The sequence below is a fragment of the Sulfurimonas xiamenensis genome (genome assembly GCF_009258045.1).
In the GTDB taxonomy this organism is placed as follows: Bacteria; Campylobacterota; Campylobacteria; order Campylobacterales; family Sulfurimonadaceae; genus Sulfurimonas; species Sulfurimonas xiamenensis.
In genome coordinates this window covers 1,565,295-1,585,039 of record NZ_CP041166.1, presented here as the reverse complement: position 1 = coordinate 1,585,039, position 19,745 = coordinate 1,565,295, and the positions used below count along the sequence as shown (strand labels likewise).

At 34.0% G+C, this 19,745-nt stretch carries 19 protein-coding genes; 11 read left to right on the top strand and 8 right to left on the bottom strand.

Features of this window, described 5'->3' with window-relative positions:
• Window positions 1–3 precede the first annotated feature (3 nt).
• The 4 genes from FJR47_RS07995 to FJR47_RS07980 all read left to right on the top strand — a co-directional run bounded on the left by FJR47_RS07995 (window position 4) and on the right by FJR47_RS07980 (window position 3,352).
• Window positions 4–711 carry a triose-phosphate isomerase gene (locus FJR47_RS07995; protein WP_152299917.1) on the top strand — a complete coding sequence of 236 codons (708 nt, stop codon included), beginning with the start codon at window positions 4–6 and terminating at the stop codon, window positions 709–711.
• Window positions 712–736: 25 nt separating this feature from the next.
• A complete protein-coding gene (gene fabI / locus FJR47_RS07990) occupies window positions 737–1,558 on the top strand; it encodes an enoyl-ACP reductase FabI (RefSeq protein WP_152299916.1) in 822 nt (273 codons plus the stop codon).
• Between the two features lie 87 nt (window positions 1,559–1,645).
• A complete protein-coding gene (locus FJR47_RS07985; protein WP_152299915.1) occupies window positions 1,646–2,308 on the top strand; it encodes a TorF family putative porin in 663 nt (220 codons plus the stop codon).
• 84 nt (window positions 2,309–2,392) lie between these two features.
• Window positions 2,393–3,352 carry an ABC transporter permease gene (locus FJR47_RS07980; RefSeq protein ID WP_152299914.1) on the top strand — a complete coding sequence of 320 codons (960 nt, stop codon included), beginning with the start codon at window positions 2,393–2,395 and terminating at the stop codon, window positions 3,350–3,352.
• Window positions 3,353–3,457: 105 nt separating this feature from the next.
• Here the strand turns inward: FJR47_RS07980 and nusA are convergent, their stop codons facing one another.
• Complete coding sequence (nusA, locus tag FJR47_RS07975; protein WP_152299913.1) at window positions 3,458–4,591, bottom strand: transcription termination factor NusA; 1,134 nt, start codon at window positions 4,589–4,591, stop codon at window positions 3,458–3,460.
• Between the two features lie 176 nt (window positions 4,592–4,767).
• On the opposite strand from nusA, the gene FJR47_RS07970 reads away from it, so the two are divergent.
• Genes FJR47_RS07970 through FJR47_RS07940 form a run of 7 tightly spaced genes read left to right on the top strand, consistent with a single transcriptional unit; the run spans window position 4,768 to window position 9,784 of the window.
• A complete protein-coding gene (locus tag FJR47_RS07970) occupies window positions 4,768–5,013 on the top strand; it encodes an HP0268 family nuclease (RefSeq protein ID WP_152300306.1) in 246 nt (81 codons plus the stop codon).
• A gap of 6 nt (window positions 5,014–5,019) precedes the next feature.
• The gene (gene miaB / locus FJR47_RS07965; protein WP_241691021.1) at window positions 5,020–6,324 is read left to right on the top strand and encodes a tRNA (N6-isopentenyl adenosine(37)-C2)-methylthiotransferase MiaB; all 1,305 of its coding nucleotides are present in this window, start codon (window positions 5,020–5,022) and stop codon (window positions 6,322–6,324) included.
• Window positions 6,317–6,940, top strand: a complete 624-nt coding sequence (locus FJR47_RS07960; RefSeq protein WP_241855393.1) for a lysophospholipid acyltransferase family protein — start codon at window positions 6,317–6,319, stop codon at window positions 6,938–6,940. The genes miaB and FJR47_RS07960 overlap by 8 nt, the downstream gene beginning before the upstream one ends.
• 5 nt (window positions 6,941–6,945) lie before the next feature.
• Window positions 6,946–7,785 (top strand): tyrosine-type recombinase/integrase, encoded by an 840-nt coding sequence (locus FJR47_RS07955; protein WP_152299911.1) that lies wholly within the window; start codon window positions 6,946–6,948, stop codon window positions 7,783–7,785.
• Window positions 7,782–8,744, top strand: a complete 963-nt coding sequence (locus tag FJR47_RS07950) for a hypothetical protein (protein ID WP_152299910.1) — start codon at window positions 7,782–7,784, stop codon at window positions 8,742–8,744. Before FJR47_RS07955 ends, FJR47_RS07950 begins: the two co-directional genes overlap by 4 nt.
• Window positions 8,734–9,258, top strand: coding sequence for a hypothetical protein (locus tag FJR47_RS07945; RefSeq protein WP_152299909.1), 525 nt, complete (start codon window positions 8,734–8,736; stop codon window positions 9,256–9,258). Before FJR47_RS07950 ends, FJR47_RS07945 begins: the two co-directional genes overlap by 11 nt.
• A complete protein-coding gene (locus FJR47_RS07940; RefSeq protein WP_152299908.1) occupies window positions 9,248–9,784 on the top strand; it encodes a hypothetical protein in 537 nt (178 codons plus the stop codon). The genes FJR47_RS07945 and FJR47_RS07940 overlap by 11 nt, the downstream gene beginning before the upstream one ends.
• 8 nt (window positions 9,785–9,792) lie before the next feature.
• Here the strand turns inward: FJR47_RS07940 and FJR47_RS07935 are convergent, their stop codons facing one another.
• The 7 genes from FJR47_RS07935 to FJR47_RS07905 are packed head-to-tail and all read right to left on the bottom strand — an operon-like array spanning window position 9,793 to window position 19,737.
• Window positions 9,793–10,554, bottom strand: a complete 762-nt coding sequence (locus FJR47_RS07935) for an energy transducer TonB (RefSeq protein WP_152299907.1) — start codon at window positions 10,552–10,554, stop codon at window positions 9,793–9,795.
• Complete coding sequence (locus FJR47_RS07930; RefSeq protein ID WP_152299906.1) at window positions 10,547–13,633, bottom strand: efflux RND transporter permease subunit; 3,087 nt, start codon at window positions 13,631–13,633, stop codon at window positions 10,547–10,549. Before FJR47_RS07930 ends, FJR47_RS07935 begins: the two co-directional genes overlap by 8 nt.
• A gap of 33 nt (window positions 13,634–13,666) precedes the next feature.
• A complete protein-coding gene (locus tag FJR47_RS07925) occupies window positions 13,667–14,470 on the bottom strand; it encodes an acyl-CoA dehydratase activase (protein WP_152299905.1) in 804 nt (267 codons plus the stop codon).
• A complete protein-coding gene (locus FJR47_RS07920; RefSeq protein ID WP_152299904.1) occupies window positions 14,470–15,735 on the bottom strand; it encodes a 2-hydroxyacyl-CoA dehydratase family protein in 1,266 nt (421 codons plus the stop codon). Before FJR47_RS07920 ends, FJR47_RS07925 begins: the two co-directional genes overlap by 1 nt.
• The gene (locus FJR47_RS07915) at window positions 15,728–16,708 is read right to left on the bottom strand and encodes a 4Fe-4S binding protein (RefSeq protein WP_152299903.1); all 981 of its coding nucleotides are present in this window, start codon (window positions 16,706–16,708) and stop codon (window positions 15,728–15,730) included. The genes FJR47_RS07920 and FJR47_RS07915 overlap by 8 nt, the downstream gene beginning before the upstream one ends.
• Window positions 16,695–19,061 (bottom strand): 4Fe-4S binding protein, encoded by a 2,367-nt coding sequence (locus tag FJR47_RS07910; RefSeq protein WP_152299902.1) that lies wholly within the window; start codon window positions 19,059–19,061, stop codon window positions 16,695–16,697. The genes FJR47_RS07915 and FJR47_RS07910 overlap by 14 nt, the downstream gene beginning before the upstream one ends.
• 16 nt (window positions 19,062–19,077) lie before the next feature.
• Window positions 19,078–19,737 (bottom strand): sulfite exporter TauE/SafE family protein, encoded by a 660-nt coding sequence (locus tag FJR47_RS07905; RefSeq protein WP_152299901.1) that lies wholly within the window; start codon window positions 19,735–19,737, stop codon window positions 19,078–19,080.
• Between the last annotated feature and the right edge of the window lie 8 nt (window positions 19,738–19,745).

Genomic DNA, 19,745 nt, shown 5'->3' with positions numbered 1-19,745 from the left:
TATATGATAATTGCAGCAAATTTAAAAACAAATCTTACGAGAATAAAAACTACCAAATACATAAATGAAGTAGAGAGTTTTTTGAAAAAAAACAATATATCGCAAGAAGTTTTAGTTTTTCCTGCAACTTCTAGTTTAAATTTGCATTCAGGCAGTGTAGTTGTTGGTGCTCAAAATGCATATCCTACAATAAATGGGGCATTTACAGGTGAAATCGGATATGAACAATTAGAAGAGTTTAATATAAAAACTATTTTGATTGGTCATAGTGAAAGAAGACATCTTTTAGGTGAAGCACAAGAGAAGCTTGTTGAAAAATTTAACTTTTATAAAAATCTTGGTTTTAAGATTATTTTTTGTGTAGGAGAGCCGATTGAAGTAAGAGAAGAGGGATTTGAGAGCATGATGGAGTACATCTCAAAGCAATATGAAGGCATAGATACTTTATATGAAAATTTGGTTATAGCTTATGAGCCTGTTTGGGCAATTGGAACCGGACTTACTCCAACATCTGAAGATATAGTGGCTATACATCAAGAATTAAAGAAAAAATCTCAAGCGCCTCTTCTTTATGGAGGAAGCGTTAAAGTTACAAATGCTGCAGAAGTTTTAGCTCTTGAAGGTGTTGATGGAATTTTAGTAGGCAGTGCTGCGCTTTATGCGGAGCATTTTTGTACAATGTGCCAGTATGCACAAGAATTAAACAAATAAAAAAACAGAGGAGAAAAAAAGAAAGATGATAATGAAGGGTAAAAAAGGTTTAATAGTAGGTTTGGCAAATAACAAATCTATCGCATACGGTATAGCTAAAGCTTGTCATGAGCAGGGTGCTGAGATGGCATTTACATATTTAAATGATGCTCTTAAAAAAAGAGTTGAGCCGATTGCTGCTGAGTTTGGAAGTGACAAAGTATATGAACTAGATGTTTCAAATGAAGAGCATATGGCTAATATTGCCTCATTAATAGAGAGGGATTTTGGAAAGATTGATTTTTTGGTTCACTCTGTTGCGTTTGCTCCAAAAGAGGCTCTTAGTGAGCCATTTATGAAAACTACAAAGCAGGCATTTCAAATAGCTATGGATATCTCTGTATACTCTTTGATTGATTTGACAAATCGTTTAGAGCCTGTTTTAAGTGACGATGCTTCAATACTAACACTCTCATATTTAGGCGGACCAAAATATATTGTAAATTACAATGTTATGGGCGTGGCAAAGGCAGCTTTAGAGTCAACTGTAAGATATATGGCTGTTGATCTTGGAAGAAAAGGTCAAAGAGTAAATGCAATTTCTGCCGGGCCTATCAGAACATTGGCGGCTGCAGGGATAGGCGACTTTAAACAAATCCTTACTTGGAATGAAGTAAATGCACCGCTAAAGAGAAATGTTACAACTGATCAGGTTGGCAACTCTGCTATGTATCTTTTAAGTGATTTGGCATCCGGTGTAACGGGTGAGATTCATTATGTAGATGCCGGATACAATATTATGGGAATGGCTGCTGCTGAAGAGACTGAAGATGGCAAAACTGTTTTTTCTTGGGATATTGCTAAATAAAAAGTGATTAATAATTAATCAATTAATTGTATAAGTTAGTGTATGAATGTGTTAAAATTTCTCTAACTTTAAAACTAGGATACAAAAATGAAATTGATTAAAGTTAGTTTAGTAACATCTTTGCTTATTAGCATAGTACTTGGTGCAGAGAAAAATTCAGATATAGATGTGAATGCTAATATGGCAATCGCAAGTAACTATATATGGAGAGGAATGACGCAAAGTGATGACTCTCCTGCAATTCAAGGCGGTATAGATTTAGGTTATAAAAATTTTTATGCCGGAGTATGGGGTTCCAATGTTGAGTATGGGAACAGCAGCGAAGCATCAATGGAGCTGGACATATATGCAGGTTATGCTGACAAATTTTATGGATTAGATTACGATATAGGAGCAATTAGCTATATATATCCAAATGAATCCAAAGAGCTTAATTTTGCGGAAATCTATTTTGGCTTAAGTAAAAATTTTGAAACTTTTGAGATTGGTGCAAAATATTATCGAGGAATTGAAACAAATGATTTTGATCCTACTGATGCATGGGAAGCTGATGTATCAGTTCCTCTTCCGATGAGCATTACTTTTAGTGCTCTCTATGGGGATTATGATAATGTTGGAAATTATTACTCATTTGGAATAACTAAGGCGATGGATAAGTTTGAAATAGGTCTTGTTTATACCGGAATTGAAGCTGATGCAGATAGTTCTGATGAAGATAATGTAGTTGCTGTTATAAGCGCTAGTTTTTAACCATATTTATCATTTAATATTCTCATTTTCCATTTCGTTTTGGGAAAGTGAGAAGTTCAATAAAGTTTTTGATATAATTTTTCTATGATAAAATTATTTAAAAAAATTTCCTACATATTTTTTATGCTTTTTTTAATCTCAATAATTTCATTTTTGGCAATTCATGCAGCACCGAATAGTTTTTTTGCAGCAGGAGAGTTAAATCCAAATATGACAGAAGAGGCAATGGCTGCTTTAAAAGCGGTTTATGGACTTGATAAGCCGCTTTTTGAGCAATATATTGACTGGGTGATTAATATTTTTAGCCTTAACTTTGGCATCTCTTTTGTAACAGGTCAGGATGTTAGCTCAGAGATACTAAAACGGCTGCCTATAACTTTAACTATGAATTTAATTTCACTTATTGCAGTTTTTGTTATATCACTATATTTAGGGATAAAATCTGCACTTAACTATCGAAAAAAAACTGATTATATTATTCGTCAAATCTCTTTAGTCTCTTTCTCTATGCCATCTTTTTATCTTGCTTTGCTTTTTATAATTTTTTTCTCTTTAACCTTAAATCTATTTCCAATAGCAGGACTTCATTCGGTAGAGCCTAAAAATGGTTTTTTATACTATATTGATATGGCATGGCACTTAGTTTTGCCAATCGGAGTGATGATCTTTGTTGGTCTTGGAAGCATGATAATTTATATTCGTTCTTTAACACTTGAAATTCTAAAGAGTGATTACTACTATTTTGCACTCTCTCGTGGTTTAAAGAGAAGAGAGTTGTTTCGTTATTATATATTGCCAAATTTATTTCCTCCGATTATTACGCTTTTAGGCCTCTCTTTACCAGGTTTAATCGGCGGCAGTGTGATTTTAGAATCTATTTTTGCAATAGAAGGAATGGGGCAGCTCTTTTTTATGAGTGCTTTAAGTCGGGATTATCCGGTAATTATGGGTATTTTGATGATAACAGCATTTTTAACACTGCTTGGAAATATGACAGCGGATTTAATTCTCTTAAGATTAAATCCATATATGAGAAGAGAGTGAATTTGAGTAATCGGACTAATTTTTCTTAGCTTTTTAAAGCTAAAGCTTTAGTAGCCTCAGCGGCTTTAGCGAAGTAAAAGGGACTTTGTTCCTTTTACGGACTAATTAATTAAAAAGAGCCTCTAGAGCGTCAACACCTTCTTTTTCCTCTTTTGTTTCACTTTTTTCAGCCGTGCTGCCGTCAATTTCAACCAGTTCAATATTTAGTCCGCTTAACATTGAGGCTAAACGAATATTTATACCGTTTTTACCGATAGCTTTTGATTTTTGATCAGATGAAAGAGTAACAATCGCTTTTTCGGCTTCTGCGTTTTCATTTTTAATAATTTCAACGCTAGATATAATAGCGGGACTCATAATTCTTGATAAAAAAAGCTCAGGAATAGATGTATATTCGATACAGTCTATATTTTCTCCAATAAGCTCTTGACTTACTGCATTAATACGAACACCTTTTACACCAACAGTAGCACCGACGGCATCAACTTGTGGGTGTGTGCTTATTAGTGCTACTTTTGCTCTTTCGCCCGGAATTCGAGCACATTTTTCTACAATTACAGTTCCATCTGAAATTTCTGGAACTTCAAGTGCTAAAAGTTCTTCTAAAAATTTTGGAGAAGTGCGTGAGAGTTCGATTTGAATACCATTTTCTTTATCCATATTTACGCGGCGCACTACAGCTTTTAAATGATCTCCAACTTTAAAAACTTCACCTTTAATACGGCTTTTCATAGGAAGTACAGCGCGAACTTCATCAACATCTATATAGGTTGCATTATTGTTGTCAACTCTTGTTACTCTACCTGTAACCAGTGTTCCGATTTTAGCTTTGTATTTGTTAAAAATTTCATCCTCTACCAGTCTTTGAATATGGTATTCTATTTCTCGATGAAGCGTTGAAGCAGCTGTTCTGCCATACTCTTCTAGGTTGTGAGGAATCTGAAGCTGATCGTCTATATCTACTTGATCATCATACTCTCTTGCCTCTGCTATAGATATATACGCCGGAGCAATATCTTCATCTTTGAGTCTTTCATCATCATCAGCTACAACTGTAATTGTTTGAATAACATCGATAGTTTTTGTTTGATTATTTATAACTGCTTCAAAAGCAAATTTTGGATTAATTATTTTTTGAGCAGTTTTTACAAATGCTGTTTTTAGAGCTTCTTTTACTTTTTCAGGTTTAAGGCCTTTTTCATGCGCAATTGCTTCAACTATATTTAGTATTTTTTCCATTATTATATCCTGGTACAAGGTTGTCTCATAAAAAAACAGTGTTAAAAGTATTTTAGGGATTTCTTATGAAGTTACGACATTATACCAAAAATGTATAAAAACATCTTTAATACGATTTTTAGTAGAGTTTTAATATAATGCAAAAAAATATAAGATGTAAAAAAGAGGAAGAGATTATGGATTTAAAATTTGCAAGAACAGATATAAATACAAAACCAAAAAAAGCCGAACTTGAAAAAATCGAAGCTGCTGTTGAAAAAGAAGAGAGCGTGATTTTTTATTTCGATAGAGAAAATTCACATAAAGATTTGCTTGAACTTCAAGACTATTTTGAAGGAAAAGGCAAAAGTTTTTATATGAATGAAGTGAAGTACGGACTCTCAGACAATGAGTATATGTATCAAGTTCACATCATAAACTAAGATTAAATAATGGCAAAAAAATTATTTATTGAAACATTAGGCTGTGCTATGAATTCTCGTGACAGTGAGCATATAATTGCTGCACTTAGAGAAAAAGAGGAGTATGAGACTACTGATGATTTAAAGAGTGCCGACCTTATTTTAATAAATACATGTTCAGTGAGGGAAAAGCCTGTAGCTAAACTATTTTCAGAACTCGGTGTTTTTAACAAAAAGAAAAAAGATGGAGCTAAGATAGGAGTTTGCGGTTGTACCGCTTCTCATCTTGGTGAGGAGATAATTAAAAGAGCTCCTTATGTCAATTTTGTTTTAGGCGCTAGAAATGTATCTAAAATTACAGAGGTACTGCACAAAGACAAAGCAGTAGAAGTAGATATAAACTACGATGAGAGCGAATTTGCCTTTGATGATTTTAGAACATCTCCATATAAAGCATATGTAAATATATCTATTGGTTGTGATAAATCTTGTACTTACTGTATCGTTCCTAAAACTCGTGGAGATGAGATATCTATTCCAACGAATCTTATTCTGCGTGAAGCCAAAAGAGCGGTGGATAATGGAGCAAAAGAGATTTTTCTTTTAGGGCAGAATGTAAATAATTATGGACGCCGTTTTTCAGGTGAACATGAAAAAGTAAATTTTACAGAACTGCTTCGCCGTCTTAGCAAAATAGAAGATTTAAAGAGAATTCGTTTTACTTCACCTCACCCATTTCATATGGATGATGAATTTATTGAAGAGTTTGCAAAAAATCCTAAAATCTGTAAATCTATGCATATGCCGCTTCAAAGCGGCTCAACAAAAGTTTTAAAAGATATGAAGCGCGGTTACACAAAAGAGTGGTTTTTAAATAGAGTTGAAAAACTTAGAAAAATGTGTCCCGAAGCAAGTATATCTACGGATATTATTGTTGCATTTCCAGGTGAAAGTGATGAAGATTTTGAAGATACTTTAGATGTTATGAGAAGAGTAAAATTTGATCAAATATTTTCATTTAAGTACTCTCCTAGACCACAAACAGAAGCTGAACATTTTACAAATGTTGTTGATGATGATGTTGCATCCAACAGACTTACTACCCTTCAAAATCTTCATACAGAAATTTTAGATGAAAAAAATAAAATACATTTAGGTAAAATTTACAGTGTATATTTTGAAGATTTAAATCAAGATTATTTCGTAAGCGGAAGAAGTGATAACAATATAGTTATAAAAGTTAAAGGTTCAGATGAACTTTTAGGCGAGTTTAAAGATGTTAAAATTACGGAGATCGGAAGAACTATTTTAACCGGAGAAGTTGTTGGCTAAAAAGTTTTTTCGTGCAGCAGCACTAATGATCGTGCCTTTTATAGCATCAATTTTTATTAGACTGCTATATGCAACAAACAAAAAGAAATTTCACTCTCCAGATAGTGTAGGCAATAAACCCATTATATTTGCATGTTGGCACGGTGAACTTTTAATGCTTCCTTATCTCTACTTAAAATATAGAAAAATTCCACATGCAAAAGTTTTAATTTCAAGTCATTTTGATGGAATGTTAATCTCTAAAACCATAAAATATTTTGGACTAGAAACAATTTCGGGATCAACAAACAGAAATGCCACAAGAGTTTTAATGCAAGGAATTAAGGCTTTAAAAGATGGGTATGATATAGGGATTACACCAGATGGACCAAAAGGTCCGCGGCATGAAGTTGCAGATGGTATAATAGCAATGGCTAAAAAAACAGATGCCGAGATAGTTTTGGTTGAAATGAAACCTACAAAATTTTGGCAGCTTAAAAGTTGGGATAGATTCATTATCCCAAAACCATTCGGTACTTTGAATTACTACTCGACATCTCCCATTAATATCAGTTCTTTAGAAATAGAAGATGCGAGAAATTTAATCAAAGAGAATTTGCTAAAACATGAAAGTTAAGTCTTTTGGAAAAGTTAATAAAATTTAAAAGTAGAGAATTTTTGGCTTATCTTGAAGATGTAAGAGGTTACTCTGATTTAACGATTAAGAGCTATGATGAAACTTTAAGAGAAGCTTTTTTGTATATAGAGATTATTCAAGAAAAAAAACATCTGCTTTTTAATCTTATGCCTTACCGCATAAAGATATCTTCGCTTAATCCAAAAACAATTAGTAAAAAACTCAGTGCAATACGCTCTTTTGTGGAGTATCTCAATAGCCGTAATACGACAGTTATTTTAAAGGCGGATGATAGTGTTAAGGTTGCCAAAACATTGCCAAAACCAATTTCTCATGAGCATATAATGGAAGCTTTATTGTATAGCGAAACGAAAGAGAAGCTTGTTGTGACTCTTCTTTATACTCTTGGTCTTAGAATATCGGAACTAGCTTCACTGGAGATAAACAATATCTCAGAGGAGTGGGTAAGAGTTATAGGAAAAGGTAATAAACAGAGAGATATTCCACTTTTGGCAAGTACAAAAAAATTATTGGATGAGTACCTAAGCAGATCACGGCAAAAAAAATTTGTTTTTGAAAAAAATGGTGAAAAATTAAGCGAAAACACCCTAAGATATACTGTTATAAAAGTTTTTAAAAGAGTTGGATTGAAAGTCAATCCTCATCAACTCCGTCACTCTTATGCATCTGAATTGTTAAACGGTATGGCACCGATTGCTGATGTAAGTGAGTTGTTGGGGCACTCTTCTATGGCTACTACACAAATTTATACAAAATTGGGGAGTGCATTGAAACAACAAAATTACAAAACTGCTCATCCTCTTTGTAAAACAGAGAAGTTATGATAACTAGATTTTTAGAAGGTTTATACAAAAAAATCATTATAAATATTATTGTTAAAGATTCGCAAACAGTTGTGTCTATCGCGGTTTTTTCTAAAAAAGATATTCTTCACAATACTCATAAAACTTTTGATACAACAACAATAAATGCCCAAATGTATGAATTTATAACAGAGTATGCAAAAAAATCTCCGTTTTGTTATATCTCAGTTTTAGATAAATCTTCTCTGCAGGGTGCAGTACCTGCATGCAAAAGCAGTGAAATAGATAAATATTATGATGTTAATTTAATTGAATATAGATGTTTCTCAAAAGATTGGGCATTTTATACATCAAAGCAAGAGATAGAAGCTATTAAGCAAAGATATAAAAATATTGGTGTTGATTTTATTTTTTCATCTTTTGCAATCATAGCTAATTTTTTTAAAGATAAAATAGACACTTCATCGGCAATGTTTGTTTTAATTGAAGAGAATTTTATATCTTTTAGTATTTTTAATAATTCAAAACTTCTTTATGCAGAATATTTGAAGATGCCACAAAAAGAAAATTTCATAAATTCATCAGATGAGGATAGATTACTAAACAGTCTGCTGGGTATAAATGAAATTAATATGCAAAAGATAAATAAAGAAAATAGTTCTACAATATCTGATGATTTAGATGAGATTGATTTTATAAATGAAGTTTCCAAAGTGTTGGAAAATGACACTATTGTTAATAGATCCAGCGAAGAGTACCAAAGATTTTTATTGATACAGAATTCACTTAATACTTTTTATAAAGATCCAAAATATAAAAGTCAATTTATTGAAACTATATACATAGCTGATAGTGTAGGTCTTGGTGATGAATTTAAAAGATATCTCGAAGATGAGATGTTTTTAAATACTACTATAACAAAAATTGATTTGTCTGCAGCACTGCTGGATATGGCAAAGGCAGAGATAAATGAAATATAGCTATATAAAACCTAGAAAAAAAACAATTTTTACTAAAGATGTACAGATTATCTCTATTTTTTTCGGGGTCACTCTTTTTATGCTTTTTGCTACATATGCTTTTTTACTTTTTCATGATTATAGATATGAAAAAGAAAAGGTTGAAATAAAAAAAGAAAAAGATGCATATCATGCATATATTTTAAAAATGGATAAAAAGATTGAAGCTGTAGAAAAACAGAATTTATTAGCAGAAAAAATAGCTACAAAAAATAGTGTTTTAAAAGAGAGTATCCATAATTTATTTGATTTGGTTCCAGATAGAATAACTCTATCAGAAGCAAAAATAATGGAAAAAGGGCTTATTCTTTATGGAGTTACGCCAAATAAGGATGTATATAACTTTATGCTTCAAGCGCCTCTTAGTTCTATATTTCATAGAACGCACAGCACTTTTTATCCTGCAGATAACGGATGGTTGAGGTTTGTATCCAAAAATTATATAGATGAAGAGGAGTTAGGCAGTGAAAATTAATTTTTCGAAACAAAATATGTATTTGCTGGCAATTTGCACTCTTTTGTTAATAATTATTTTGTTTTTTTCTTTTGCTGTTTTAATTCCAAAGGGTAAAGAGTACAGAGTTAAAAGAGATGAATTAAAAAAAGATAATCTTGAATTAAAACATTTAGCAAATATTTTAATTGAAAAAGAAGAAAGAGTTCAAAAACTTCAAAGTGATAATCTTCGTGTAATAAAAGCATTAGATAAAGAGTTTGATATAGATGAATTTATACAACAGTATGGAAGTTTCTTTAGTTCTCTGCACATTACTCAAAAAAGCAATCTTGAAAATGAAAATGGTTTTAGCGTTTATGAAGTAAATGCAACATCTGAAATAAGTTCTCCTAAGAGTTTTTATAATTTTTTAGATGCCCTTAATAAAAGTGATTGGATTGTAGAGGTTAATTTTCCTATAGATTTTAAAAAAGACAGTGAGATGATTAACTCAAATTTTAGTATGAAAGTGTATAAGAAAAGCAAAGATTTAAATGGTAATTAATATCTTTTTTACTTTAAGATATAAGAGATATTAATTTTAAATTTTTTTGGAAAATGAAATAGTGACTCTTCTATTTCAATAGGAAAACTATTTTCTATTGCTTTAATGGCTGACTTTTTAAAAATAGTATTACCAGAAACAATATTTATATCTTTTACATTTCCATCTTCTAGAATTAAAAATTCAATTGCAACAACTCCCTCTATAGCTCGTCTTCTGGCTGAGCGAGGGTATGATTTATTGCTATTAATCCGTTTTATCAAATTGGCGATAAACATCTCTCTTTTTGCTTTAGTCATATCATTTTTTACTACTTTATTGGCATTTGAGATATTTTTTTTCTCTTTTATTTGTTGCGCTTTAGAAACAGGCTCTTTTTGAACAAATTTTTCAACAGGCTCTGACTCAGGTTTCGGTTCAGGTTTCGGCTCAGGTTTTGGTTCAGGTTTCGGCTCAGGTTTTGGCTCAGGTTTTGGCTCAGGTTTTGGCTCAGGTTTTGGTTCAGGTTTTGGTTTTGGTTTTGGTTTTGGTTCAGGTTTTGGTTCAGGTTTTGGTTCAGGTTTTGGTTCAGGCTTTGGTTCAGGTTTTGGTTCTTCTTGTACCTTAGGGCTACTTTTTGTAGCAACTGTTGATAAACTAACTTTTTGTATATCAATAACTTTAACATCTTTATCACTAAATGTATTGACGGAGATAAAGTAAATAATTAATATCGCAGCCGTTATATAAACGGCAGAGCTGAGTAAAAATGAAGAGAAGTATCTATGCATGTTTTTTATAACCTAATAAGAAATTGTAGAGTATAGGAAGATAAAAAAGATTTAGTATCGTTCCCCATAAAAGTCCAAAACCGATAGCAATAGCTAGGGGTTGAAATGTTACAGCCTGCGCTGTTGCAAAAAACATTAATGATGAAAGCCCTATAATCGTAGTGATAGAGGTAAGTATGATTGGTCTAAATCTTTTTGCTGCAAGTGTGAAAATATCATCTTTATGTGTTGCAACTTTTATCGTTGCCATCATTATGATACCGTCATTTACAATGACGCCTGCGAGCCCCAACGCACCGATTAAAGAGGGAAGGGAGATATTTAGACCCATTATAAAGTGACCTATATAAACTCCAAGAATCGAAAAAGGAATCACTGACATTACTATGAGAGTCTCTCTTATGGAGTTGAAAAGGTATAAAATGGAGATAAATATTAGAACCATAGCTACTATTGATGCCAGTATCATCTCAGACTGCATGCTCTTTTTTTGTTCTGCTTCGCCTTTAAACTTTAACATCAATCCCTCTTTTTTTAACTTTTGTATCGTTGGTTCTATTTTTTCCAATACTTCAGTTGCCGTTATTTTAGAAGAATCAACATTTGCAAAAACATAAAAGTTTGTATGACCGTCATCTTTTACTAACATCTCCAAGGCGGTTATTTTTTCAAATTCACAGATATCTTCAAGTTTTACAAATGTATTGTTTGGCAGAGGTATTTCAAGCCTTTTAAAACTCTCTAAATCATCCTCAAAATTAAGTGATTTTACTTTTACATCTAGCAGCTCTTTCCCATCATAGATTGTGGCAATTTTTAGAGATAGATAGAGCTTTGAGATATAGTTACCCAGAAGTTTTTCAGTAATTCCGAGCTCTTCACCGTAGCTGTTTAGTTTGAGTTTAATTTCATCAGTTCCGACTTTGATATTGTCGCCAAAATATTCTATACCCTCAATCTTGCTAAAACTGTCTTCAATGGTTCTGACGGCTTTTATAGCTTTTTGATAATCATCACTTACAACCCCGATACGAATATCTGCTTTTGTATTTCCCATCTTGTTCTCTACAACCATAAGATTATTTAAATGAAATCTCTCTTTATAGTTCTGTTCTTTCAGCCAGGCTCTTAAATCTTTTGAGATTTTCTGTGAAGAGATATTTCTGATTCTTTCTTTAGGATCATAATAAAAACTAAGATAAGGTGTGATGTATTTATCCACAAAATTTTCAGGTTTCATTTTATGCAGCTCTAAACTTATATAGCCGACATACGGATATATTTCGGTAGTGCCGGTAGCGCTTCTTCTGTATCCCGCGGTAGAGCTTACATGTTTTACAAAAAATTTATCTTCATTTTTTAAGATATCCTTTTCTAAAGTTTGTACAATATTTAAAGAATCTTCAAGCGTTGTTGCAGGGTCTGCTTTAAATGTAATATTTATGGATGAATTGTCAAAAGGTTGAAACATTTGAAATTTTGATTTTTTTACACCGTAAAAAATAAGAAGAGGTACAATGATAAGAAAAATCAATAAAAAACTTTTTTGATATTGGACAAGAAAAGTCAAAGCTTTTTGATAAAGCAGATTGACTTTTTTCCATGAAAGTGTTTTTGAGTTTGGACTTAGAACATGTGTAGCATGGATGGGCAAAAAAATAAACGATTCTAGCAAAGATGCAATTACAAGTGCGCTAAAGGCAATTGGTATAAGCTGCACTATTTCCCCAAGTTTTCCGCTTATCATTAAAAGAGGTATAAAAGAAAATATAGTAGTTAAAGAGGCTATGACTACCGGTTTTGCAACCTCTTTTACTCCTAAAAAGGCTGCCTCTTTTGCCTTGTATCCCTTCTCAATATATTGCTGAATATTTTCACTTACTACAATGGCATCATCGACAATAATTCCTATGGCTATTAAAACCCCTATAAGTGAATTTATATTGATGCTGTGACCTGTAAGATAAAAGTAGATAGCACCCATAACAAAAGAGGTGGGAATTCCTAGCGCAATCACAAGAGCCATGCGGATATTGATTAAAACAGCTGTTAATAGTGTAATAAGAAGAACGCCGAATAAAATATTTGATATAACAATATTGAGTCTGTCTTTTATGATGGTTGAAGAGTCCATCCTTACACTAAACTCAACATCTTTGACTTTCATTTTAGATAGAAGATTATTTATATCCTCTGCTATGGTAATGGCATCGCCTTTTGGATTTTGTGATATAGCAAGTGTGATTGAATTTTTTCCATCCATGCTTGCAAGCGTGGAAGCATCTTCATATCTCTTCTTTATAGTTGCTATATCTTTTAATACAATTTGCTGATTGTTTATATTGAGTATTGTATTTTCAAGTTCCCTAGAGAATCTTTTATCACTTTGTGTCGATATATAATATTGCTTTTTAGGATTGTCTATCTTTCCAAGGGGAAATATGTATGAGACCTCTGAGAAGAGGCGTAAAATTTCATTTACTGAAAGATTGTAGGCATTAACCTTTTTTTCATCAATCAAAACTTCGTAAAAAAGCTCAGAATCTCCAAATATAGTTACATCCGATACATCTTTAATGGAGAGCAGTTTGGTTTTAAACTTTTTGGATAACTCCTTTAGCTCATCTCTGGGAACATTTGAAGAGAGTATAGATACATGCATTATACTTCTTGAATGTGCAACACCTCTTATGACCGGTTCATCCATATCACTGGGAAGATTTTCTTTTATAAGTGAGAGTGCATCTTCGGCATCACGCGTAACAGTTGCTTTATCCGCTCTTTTGTCAAGTTCGAGAATTATGCTGAATTTCCCCGGCGTTATTACCGATGAAACAGCATCGACACCAATGATGTTTTTAACCTCATCTTCAATCTCCTGAACGGCCATTGTATTTAAGGTGTCAACAGAAGCGCCTTGATAGGAGCCTCTAATTGTTATGGAATCAGGTTCGATTGTGGGTGATATCTCTTTTGGTATCTTTGTATAGGAGTAGATACCCACTGCAAAAATTAAAAAAAAGAGCATGTAATTTACTTTATAGTTCTCAATAAAAAACTTTATTATTCTTTCAAACATCTATTACACTTCTTCCTTTATTTTAATTACGCTTTATTTATTTTCATATCCATAAGATTCATGTGCCAGTATTGCAGCACCCAAGGAGGTGGTTATCTGCGGAAATTCAGGGATAAATATCTCTTTGCCCAACTCATTTTCAATTGCACTTACCAAACCGCTATTTAGTGCAGGACCGCCGTCAAAGTAGATTCCCTCTTTTATGCCGACTCTTTTAACAAGTTTTATAATTCTTTTTGCGATGGAGTAGTGAACACCTGCAACAATATCTTCAACGCTGTTGTTGTTGCCCAAGAGTCCTATTATCTCTGATTCTGCAAAGACTGCACATGTGCTGTTGATTGATAGCGGCGTGCCTTTTGATCTGAAATGATATTCTCCGAGTTCATCAACTTCTATCTCTAGATTCATAGCTACAACATCCAGAAATTTTCCAGTTCCTGCCGCACATCTGTCATTCATTGCAAAATTTACCACATTGCCTTGGTCATCCAAAGAGATAGCTTTGGAATCCTGACCGCCTATGTTTATAATGGTTTTGATATCGCACTTTCCCTCTGCTGCTGCCATTGCACCCATTGCATTTGCAGTAATTTCGCTTATGTTTTCATCAGCCTCTTTAAAGAGTTTTCTTCCATAACCGGTTGCAACGGTATATACCAGATCTTTTTCATCAATTCCAAGCTCGTTTAGCAGCTCTTTAAGTGCTTGTTTCGCATATTTGTAAAACATACTTCCGCTTGCGCTTATTTTGTGTCCTGCAAGTTTTTTATTCTCATCCACAATCGCAATTTTAATCGCTGTTGAGCCTATGTCGATTCCAGCAAAATAGTGCACTATTGTCTCCTTTTTCTATTTTTAAGTGATTCTACAAACGCTTCAATTCTAGTTGTTAACTGCCCTAATTGACTTGGAGAGTAGTCGCTCTCAAGGTAAAGTATAGGCACCCCGGCTTTCTCCATTGCTTCTAAAACGGATCTCTGCTCCATCTCATATACCTGACATCCCGCAAATGCTTGATAAACTACACCGTCTGCTTTATAATCTCTCACAAGGTCTAAGATTCTTCTTTTCCTGTCATCATTTTTGGTAAAAATCGGGCAGGTGCACCCTTTGAGATATTTATCTGCAATTGAGTCAACCATATCGTACATAAACCACTCATCCACACTTACCATATCATTGAACATTCTGTTTGACGAGCAAGTTTCATCCGCAACTATAATAGCATCGGATAGCTCTATCAAAAGAGGGATTTTAAGGTTTGGAAATATCGGAGGCGAACCCGTATAGACTATGCGAGGACTTCTTTTTGAAGCTACGGCTATTTCATCTTTGACTCTTCGCTCACACTCATTTGCAAGATCTTCCACCGCTTCTATCCAGTTATCTATCTTGTCAAAGAAAAAAGCGTTTGTCACTAAAAACATATCTTTGCCCAAAATAGGGGAGGTTGCATTTTTTCTTAGTATATTTAGTTTATGGTATAGATGTTGAGCATATCCCACTTTTTTAATGGCATCTTTTAGTTTTTGTTTTGAGAGTTTTGTGTTGAGATTTTCTGAAAGATCTTTTGTAAACTTTCTTACACTTCGTCGCCAGTACTCTCTGCTCTCATGGCTCTCTTTAGTTCTTGGAAACTCCATATCATAAACTTCAAATCCCATGTTCTCTATAATCGCGCCTGATTTTGCTTTTTGATCACATGTAGTAGGAGAGATAACGATATCTGGCTTGTCTGAGAAGTTATCTGATGCGAACTGTCCGACTGTAGCTTTTACCAAAGGACATGATTTAGACGGTAGCAGGTCGCTTCCTATCTCATCATCCGTGTAAAAACCGTTGCAAAGCCTTAGCGGAACGGCGTCAAGCGCATGGATTATCTCAGAAGGAACCTGAATACACATGGTTCCTACTTTGGCTTTATCGCTGTGAAGAGGCTCATGTTTGCAATGTACTCTCTCATAGAGGTCATAAAAATAATCCATTGCCTTTGGCGGCTCTTTAAAATCATGTTTTATTTTCTCTAGCAGTATTGCAGCTTCCATCGCTTTATGGCGGTTTTGTCTCTCTTTTGGCGTTTCAATCGTATGTTTAGTCATCTTTTTTCTCCAACTTATCCATCTCCATTCTTTTTGCAAAACCGCCTTTTGTGGATGTAAATAGTTTCATATTTAAAATATCAACATGAAGGGCGTCATCCTCTGGACATGCAGCTACACACTTCATGCAAAGGATGCAGTCATCTCTGAGTATATTTGTGCTTGTGACATCATCGGCTATATCTTTTATCTGCATATCACAGACATTGTAGCAGTCACCGCATTTTGTACATTTTTCACCATCTTTTTTCAGTTTTAAAAGCGCGGCATCGCTAAATATATAGTGCATTGCACTCATAGGACAGAAAAAACAGAAAAATCTTTTTTTAAAAAATGAGCCGATAAAAAACAGACCTGTAATGATTAGACCCAAAGAGGTTAAAATCATTGCTGATTTTGTTGAAAAGTCTAAACTCCATTGAGAAAAATCTCCTACAAAAAGCGGCGTAATCATTCTGCCCGGGCAAATTTCACAAAAGGCGGTTCTCCACTCGCCCCCAAGAAGACCCATGCCAACACCCATCGGTGCTAAAATCACCAAAGCGAGCATAAAATACTTTATTTTTTTTAGTTTGTCAAATTGAGGTTGCGTATATGTACTGTATCTAATACCCATCTTTTTTCTCAAAGCGGTAATCCAGTCCTGCATAGTCCCAAGAGGACATGCATAGCCGCACCATGCCTTGTTAAAGACGATAAACCAGAGTAAAAAGGTTACAAAACCAATCAAAACCGAAATGCTTGCCACACTAAAGAGCACATCCAAAGGACGGGCAAGCTGATGCTGAAGCGGCAGAAAATAGCACATTCCGCCTACTTCTTTGTCATATCCGCATGAAAATACAGGAATGCTGTTTCCAAGATTTATAGCAAAATAGCCACCGTATATAAAGATGATAAAAAAGAATAGCTGCAGCCAAAAACGAAATTTTCTAATATCTGCCTTATTGATAAACTCTCTAATTTTCTTCATTAAAGCGTACCTCTTTAAATGGTTTCTCTCTTGTGGATCTATACCAAAAAATAGCAAATCCTGAAGCTATCATGGCTATAATTGCTGCCGCCAGACCGTATGAGTAAGAGCTGTACTGACTGCTGTTTGGATAGTAGAAAGAGGGATATGTTGCAGTATATCTTATCTTCTTGTAATCTTTACTCCCTTCATTTTCACTTACATTTTTTGTATAAGAAGCGGTTAACAAAAATTCATTTTTATGTCTCTTGTCAAATTCGCTCCACTTGGGAAAATAATCATTTATAAGCATAAAAGATGCGACTCCATCTTTGTCTGTTTTAAGACTCTTTAGCCACCCTGTTTTTGTGCTTAGTGCTATATCTGCACCTTCAACAGCTTTACCGTCAAGCAAAACCTGAACTCTTATATTTTCACCAGAGTAGAGATTGTGATAAAAGGTTTCATCATCATCTCTAAGCCTTACAATATCAAAAGAAGCTTCTTTTATAGAGTGTGCAGCCATCTTCTCTTTGTCATAAACGGCGTCGTTGCTATGGTTAAATCTCATAATCTCATATTTTGCAGTTTTTACAAATAGCGTATCATCCTGAACTTTTTTGTCTATATAAAAAAGATTGTAGTATCCATTATCGGGCATTTTAAAGCTTATGGATTTGCATCCCGGTTCTTTAGAGTGTGCAATTTTTGTTGTATTGAGATTTGCATCAAGCAGATAAAGCTCTGCATCTATAGTTCCCAAACAGTTTTCTTTGCCTTTTGCGTCTTTAAAAACAGGCCACACCTTTTTTACAGGAATTCTGCTGTAATGCCCCCCGCCGTAAGTTTTTTTCTTTATGGCGGGATTGGTTTGTGAAAAGTAGAGAGTATCTTTGATATCAGGCTTTTTTAAAGCGGTAGTATCTGAGGATTTTAAATTTTCAGCAGTGCCCTGAAAGCGTTTTTGTGCACTTGAATGATTTGCATGTCCGCTTGATGCTTTGCCGTAAGTTTTAAAGATATAGCCCGTGTACATATTGACGCCGATAAAAAAGATGATTAAAGAGGCGGCAAAAGGAAAAGCGGCTATTTTTCTTAGTTTTGGTACATTTAAAAGTTTTACTCTTTTGTATAGAATTATAAATGCCCAGATAACAGCAACCCATTTTAGCAGACCAAATATATGCAGCCAGCTATCTCCTCTGCTTGCCAATGGTGCAACATCTAACGAAAATCCAAATCCATAAGCAAATCCTTCTGTGATATGTTCATATCCTTTTGTAAAAAACACTTCAAGAGAATGGGCAATGGAGCCGAGTATAAAGAGAGGCGCGTAGGAGTATCCCAAATCATAAAATGTAGCGTTAAAATCTTTTTTAAGAATTTTTGATGCTATAAACATGCCTATAATCGCAGCTGAAATAGTAAAAATAAGAGCATAAACAAATGCAAATAATCCGATAGTATCAATAGAACCAAAATCTATATAATTTTTAAAAAACTCAGCCGTTTTTGACCATATCATTATATCCGCAGCATTGCTTCTTCCTATGCCGTGATGAAACGACATGCTGATGGATATGGAAGCGAGGATAAGTATATATGCCCAAACTTCGGCTTTAAGTGGTTGGAGTTTTGAAAAAAGAGAAAATGACGGTTTTTTAAATTTAAAACTCACAGCCTCACATGCACTGCTGCAATCCATGCAGAGTGTACAGTCCGTCATAGAGTTTCTGTTGTCAAATGTAAATGGTTTTAGGTTGTAGGGACATGCCGTCGCACACTCAAAAGTTCTGCATTCATTACATGCACTTTTGTAGGTTCCAAGCCATGTAAATGAGAGTTTTGCATAAGCTCTTGTGAGTGTTCCGATAGGGCAGACATATTTACAGTAGCTCATATCTTTGTATAAAAAGTAGATTACAAAAGCGATAAGCGTCATCACCGTAAATAAAATTGCAGTGCCTTGAGGAGTTCTAAAGAGACCCGGAAACATATAGTAAATGCCCCACCAGCCAAACACAAGCAGCAGCACACCTATAAATCTGTTTTGCATCCATTTTGGCATGGTTTTTTTAAGCCCGTATTTTGTGATGTATTTTCCCATAAATCCGTGAGGGCAGATACCGCAAAAGATTCGTCCGAATGTCGGAAGAGTCAGAACCATAAACAAAGACCAGAAAATTCCCCAAAAAACAGCGGTAGTAAATGTGTTATCTTTGCCTGTATGTGCAAATCCAAAGTAAAGAGCATATACAAACAGCACCGAAACAGCTATCTTTAACGATAATAAAAATTTTTGATTTTTAAATAAAAAACCAAGTATAGGTTTTGCATAAATATCATCTTTATCGCGTTTTATAAAATTTACCATTTTTTTCCTTTTTCTATCAAAGTATTAAAACACCATTTAGCACAAGCACTCCTACTATCATAAGTAAAAGTGCCGCCGTGCGCTCTATAAAAAGTCTGTACGAGGAGAACTGAATCATAAATCCCTTAATAACCTTTGATACTATAAATCCATAAAAGAGGATTGAAAACATAACGGCTCCCAGTCCGAAAAAGAGTCCCAACCCTATTGTGTTGTAAATATTGCTGCTGTTTGCCGCAACTGCCAAAAGTGCCATTATCGGTGCACATGGATTTACTGACATCGTTGCACCGATAGCAAAAAAACCAAACTTGTTTAATTTAGGTTTCTTTATTAGAGGTGTTGTATGTCCGCATGAAGAAGCAGGTTTAAAACTTTTGTATAGTAAAAATGCCCCCATCCCGATAGTGCTAAAGCCTAAAATAAATCCAAATAAAGAGTTGTCATTCAGTAGCTGCTTTACCCAAGCAGAGCTCAGATATGCAACAACAGCTATAAGCGTATAGCTAAATATTCTACCTAGACTAAATGGTAGGATAATCCCCATTGCCTGTTTTGTACCACTTGAATTACTAACAAGCAGAGGTGTTAAAAATGGCATACATGAAAACATGCACGCTGTTGCTCCGTAAGAGAGACCTATGATAAAGATCGAAAATAAAGCTGTATATTCCATGGATAATC

Coding starts and splice junctions, on each gene's coding strand:
- FJR47_RS07995 (WP_152299917.1), top strand. CDS start 4: ATGATAATTGCAGCAAATTTAAAAACAAATCTTACGAGAATAAAAACT.
- fabI (WP_152299916.1), top strand. CDS start 737: ATGATAATGAAGGGTAAAAAAGGTTTAATAGTAGGTTTGGCAAATAAC.
- FJR47_RS07985 (WP_152299915.1), top strand. CDS start 1,646: ATGAAATTGATTAAAGTTAGTTTAGTAACATCTTTGCTTATTAGCATA.
- FJR47_RS07980 (WP_152299914.1), top strand. CDS start 2,393: ATGATAAAATTATTTAAAAAAATTTCCTACATATTTTTTATGCTTTTT.
- nusA (WP_152299913.1), bottom strand. CDS start 4,591: ATGGAAAAAATACTAAATATAGTTGAAGCAATTGCGCATGAAAAAGGC.
- FJR47_RS07970 (WP_152300306.1), top strand. CDS start 4,768: ATGGATTTAAAATTTGCAAGAACAGATATAAATACAAAACCAAAAAAA.
- FJR47_RS07950 (WP_152299910.1), top strand. CDS start 7,782: ATGATAACTAGATTTTTAGAAGGTTTATACAAAAAAATCATTATAAAT.
- FJR47_RS07945 (WP_152299909.1), top strand. CDS start 8,734: ATGAAATATAGCTATATAAAACCTAGAAAAAAAACAATTTTTACTAAA.
- FJR47_RS07935 (WP_152299907.1), bottom strand. CDS start 10,554: ATGCATAGATACTTCTCTTCATTTTTACTCAGCTCTGCCGTTTATATA.
- FJR47_RS07930 (WP_152299906.1), bottom strand. CDS start 13,633: ATGTTTGAAAGAATAATAAAGTTTTTTATTGAGAACTATAAAGTAAAT.
- FJR47_RS07920 (WP_152299904.1), bottom strand. CDS start 15,735: ATGACTAAACATACGATTGAAACGCCAAAAGAGAGACAAAACCGCCAT.
- FJR47_RS07915 (WP_152299903.1), bottom strand. CDS start 16,708: ATGAAGAAAATTAGAGAGTTTATCAATAAGGCAGATATTAGAAAATTT.
- FJR47_RS07910 (WP_152299902.1), bottom strand. CDS start 19,061: ATGGTAAATTTTATAAAACGCGATAAAGATGATATTTATGCAAAACCT.
- FJR47_RS07905 (WP_152299901.1), bottom strand. CDS start 19,737: ATGGAATATACAGCTTTATTTTCGATCTTTATCATAGGTCTCTCTTAC.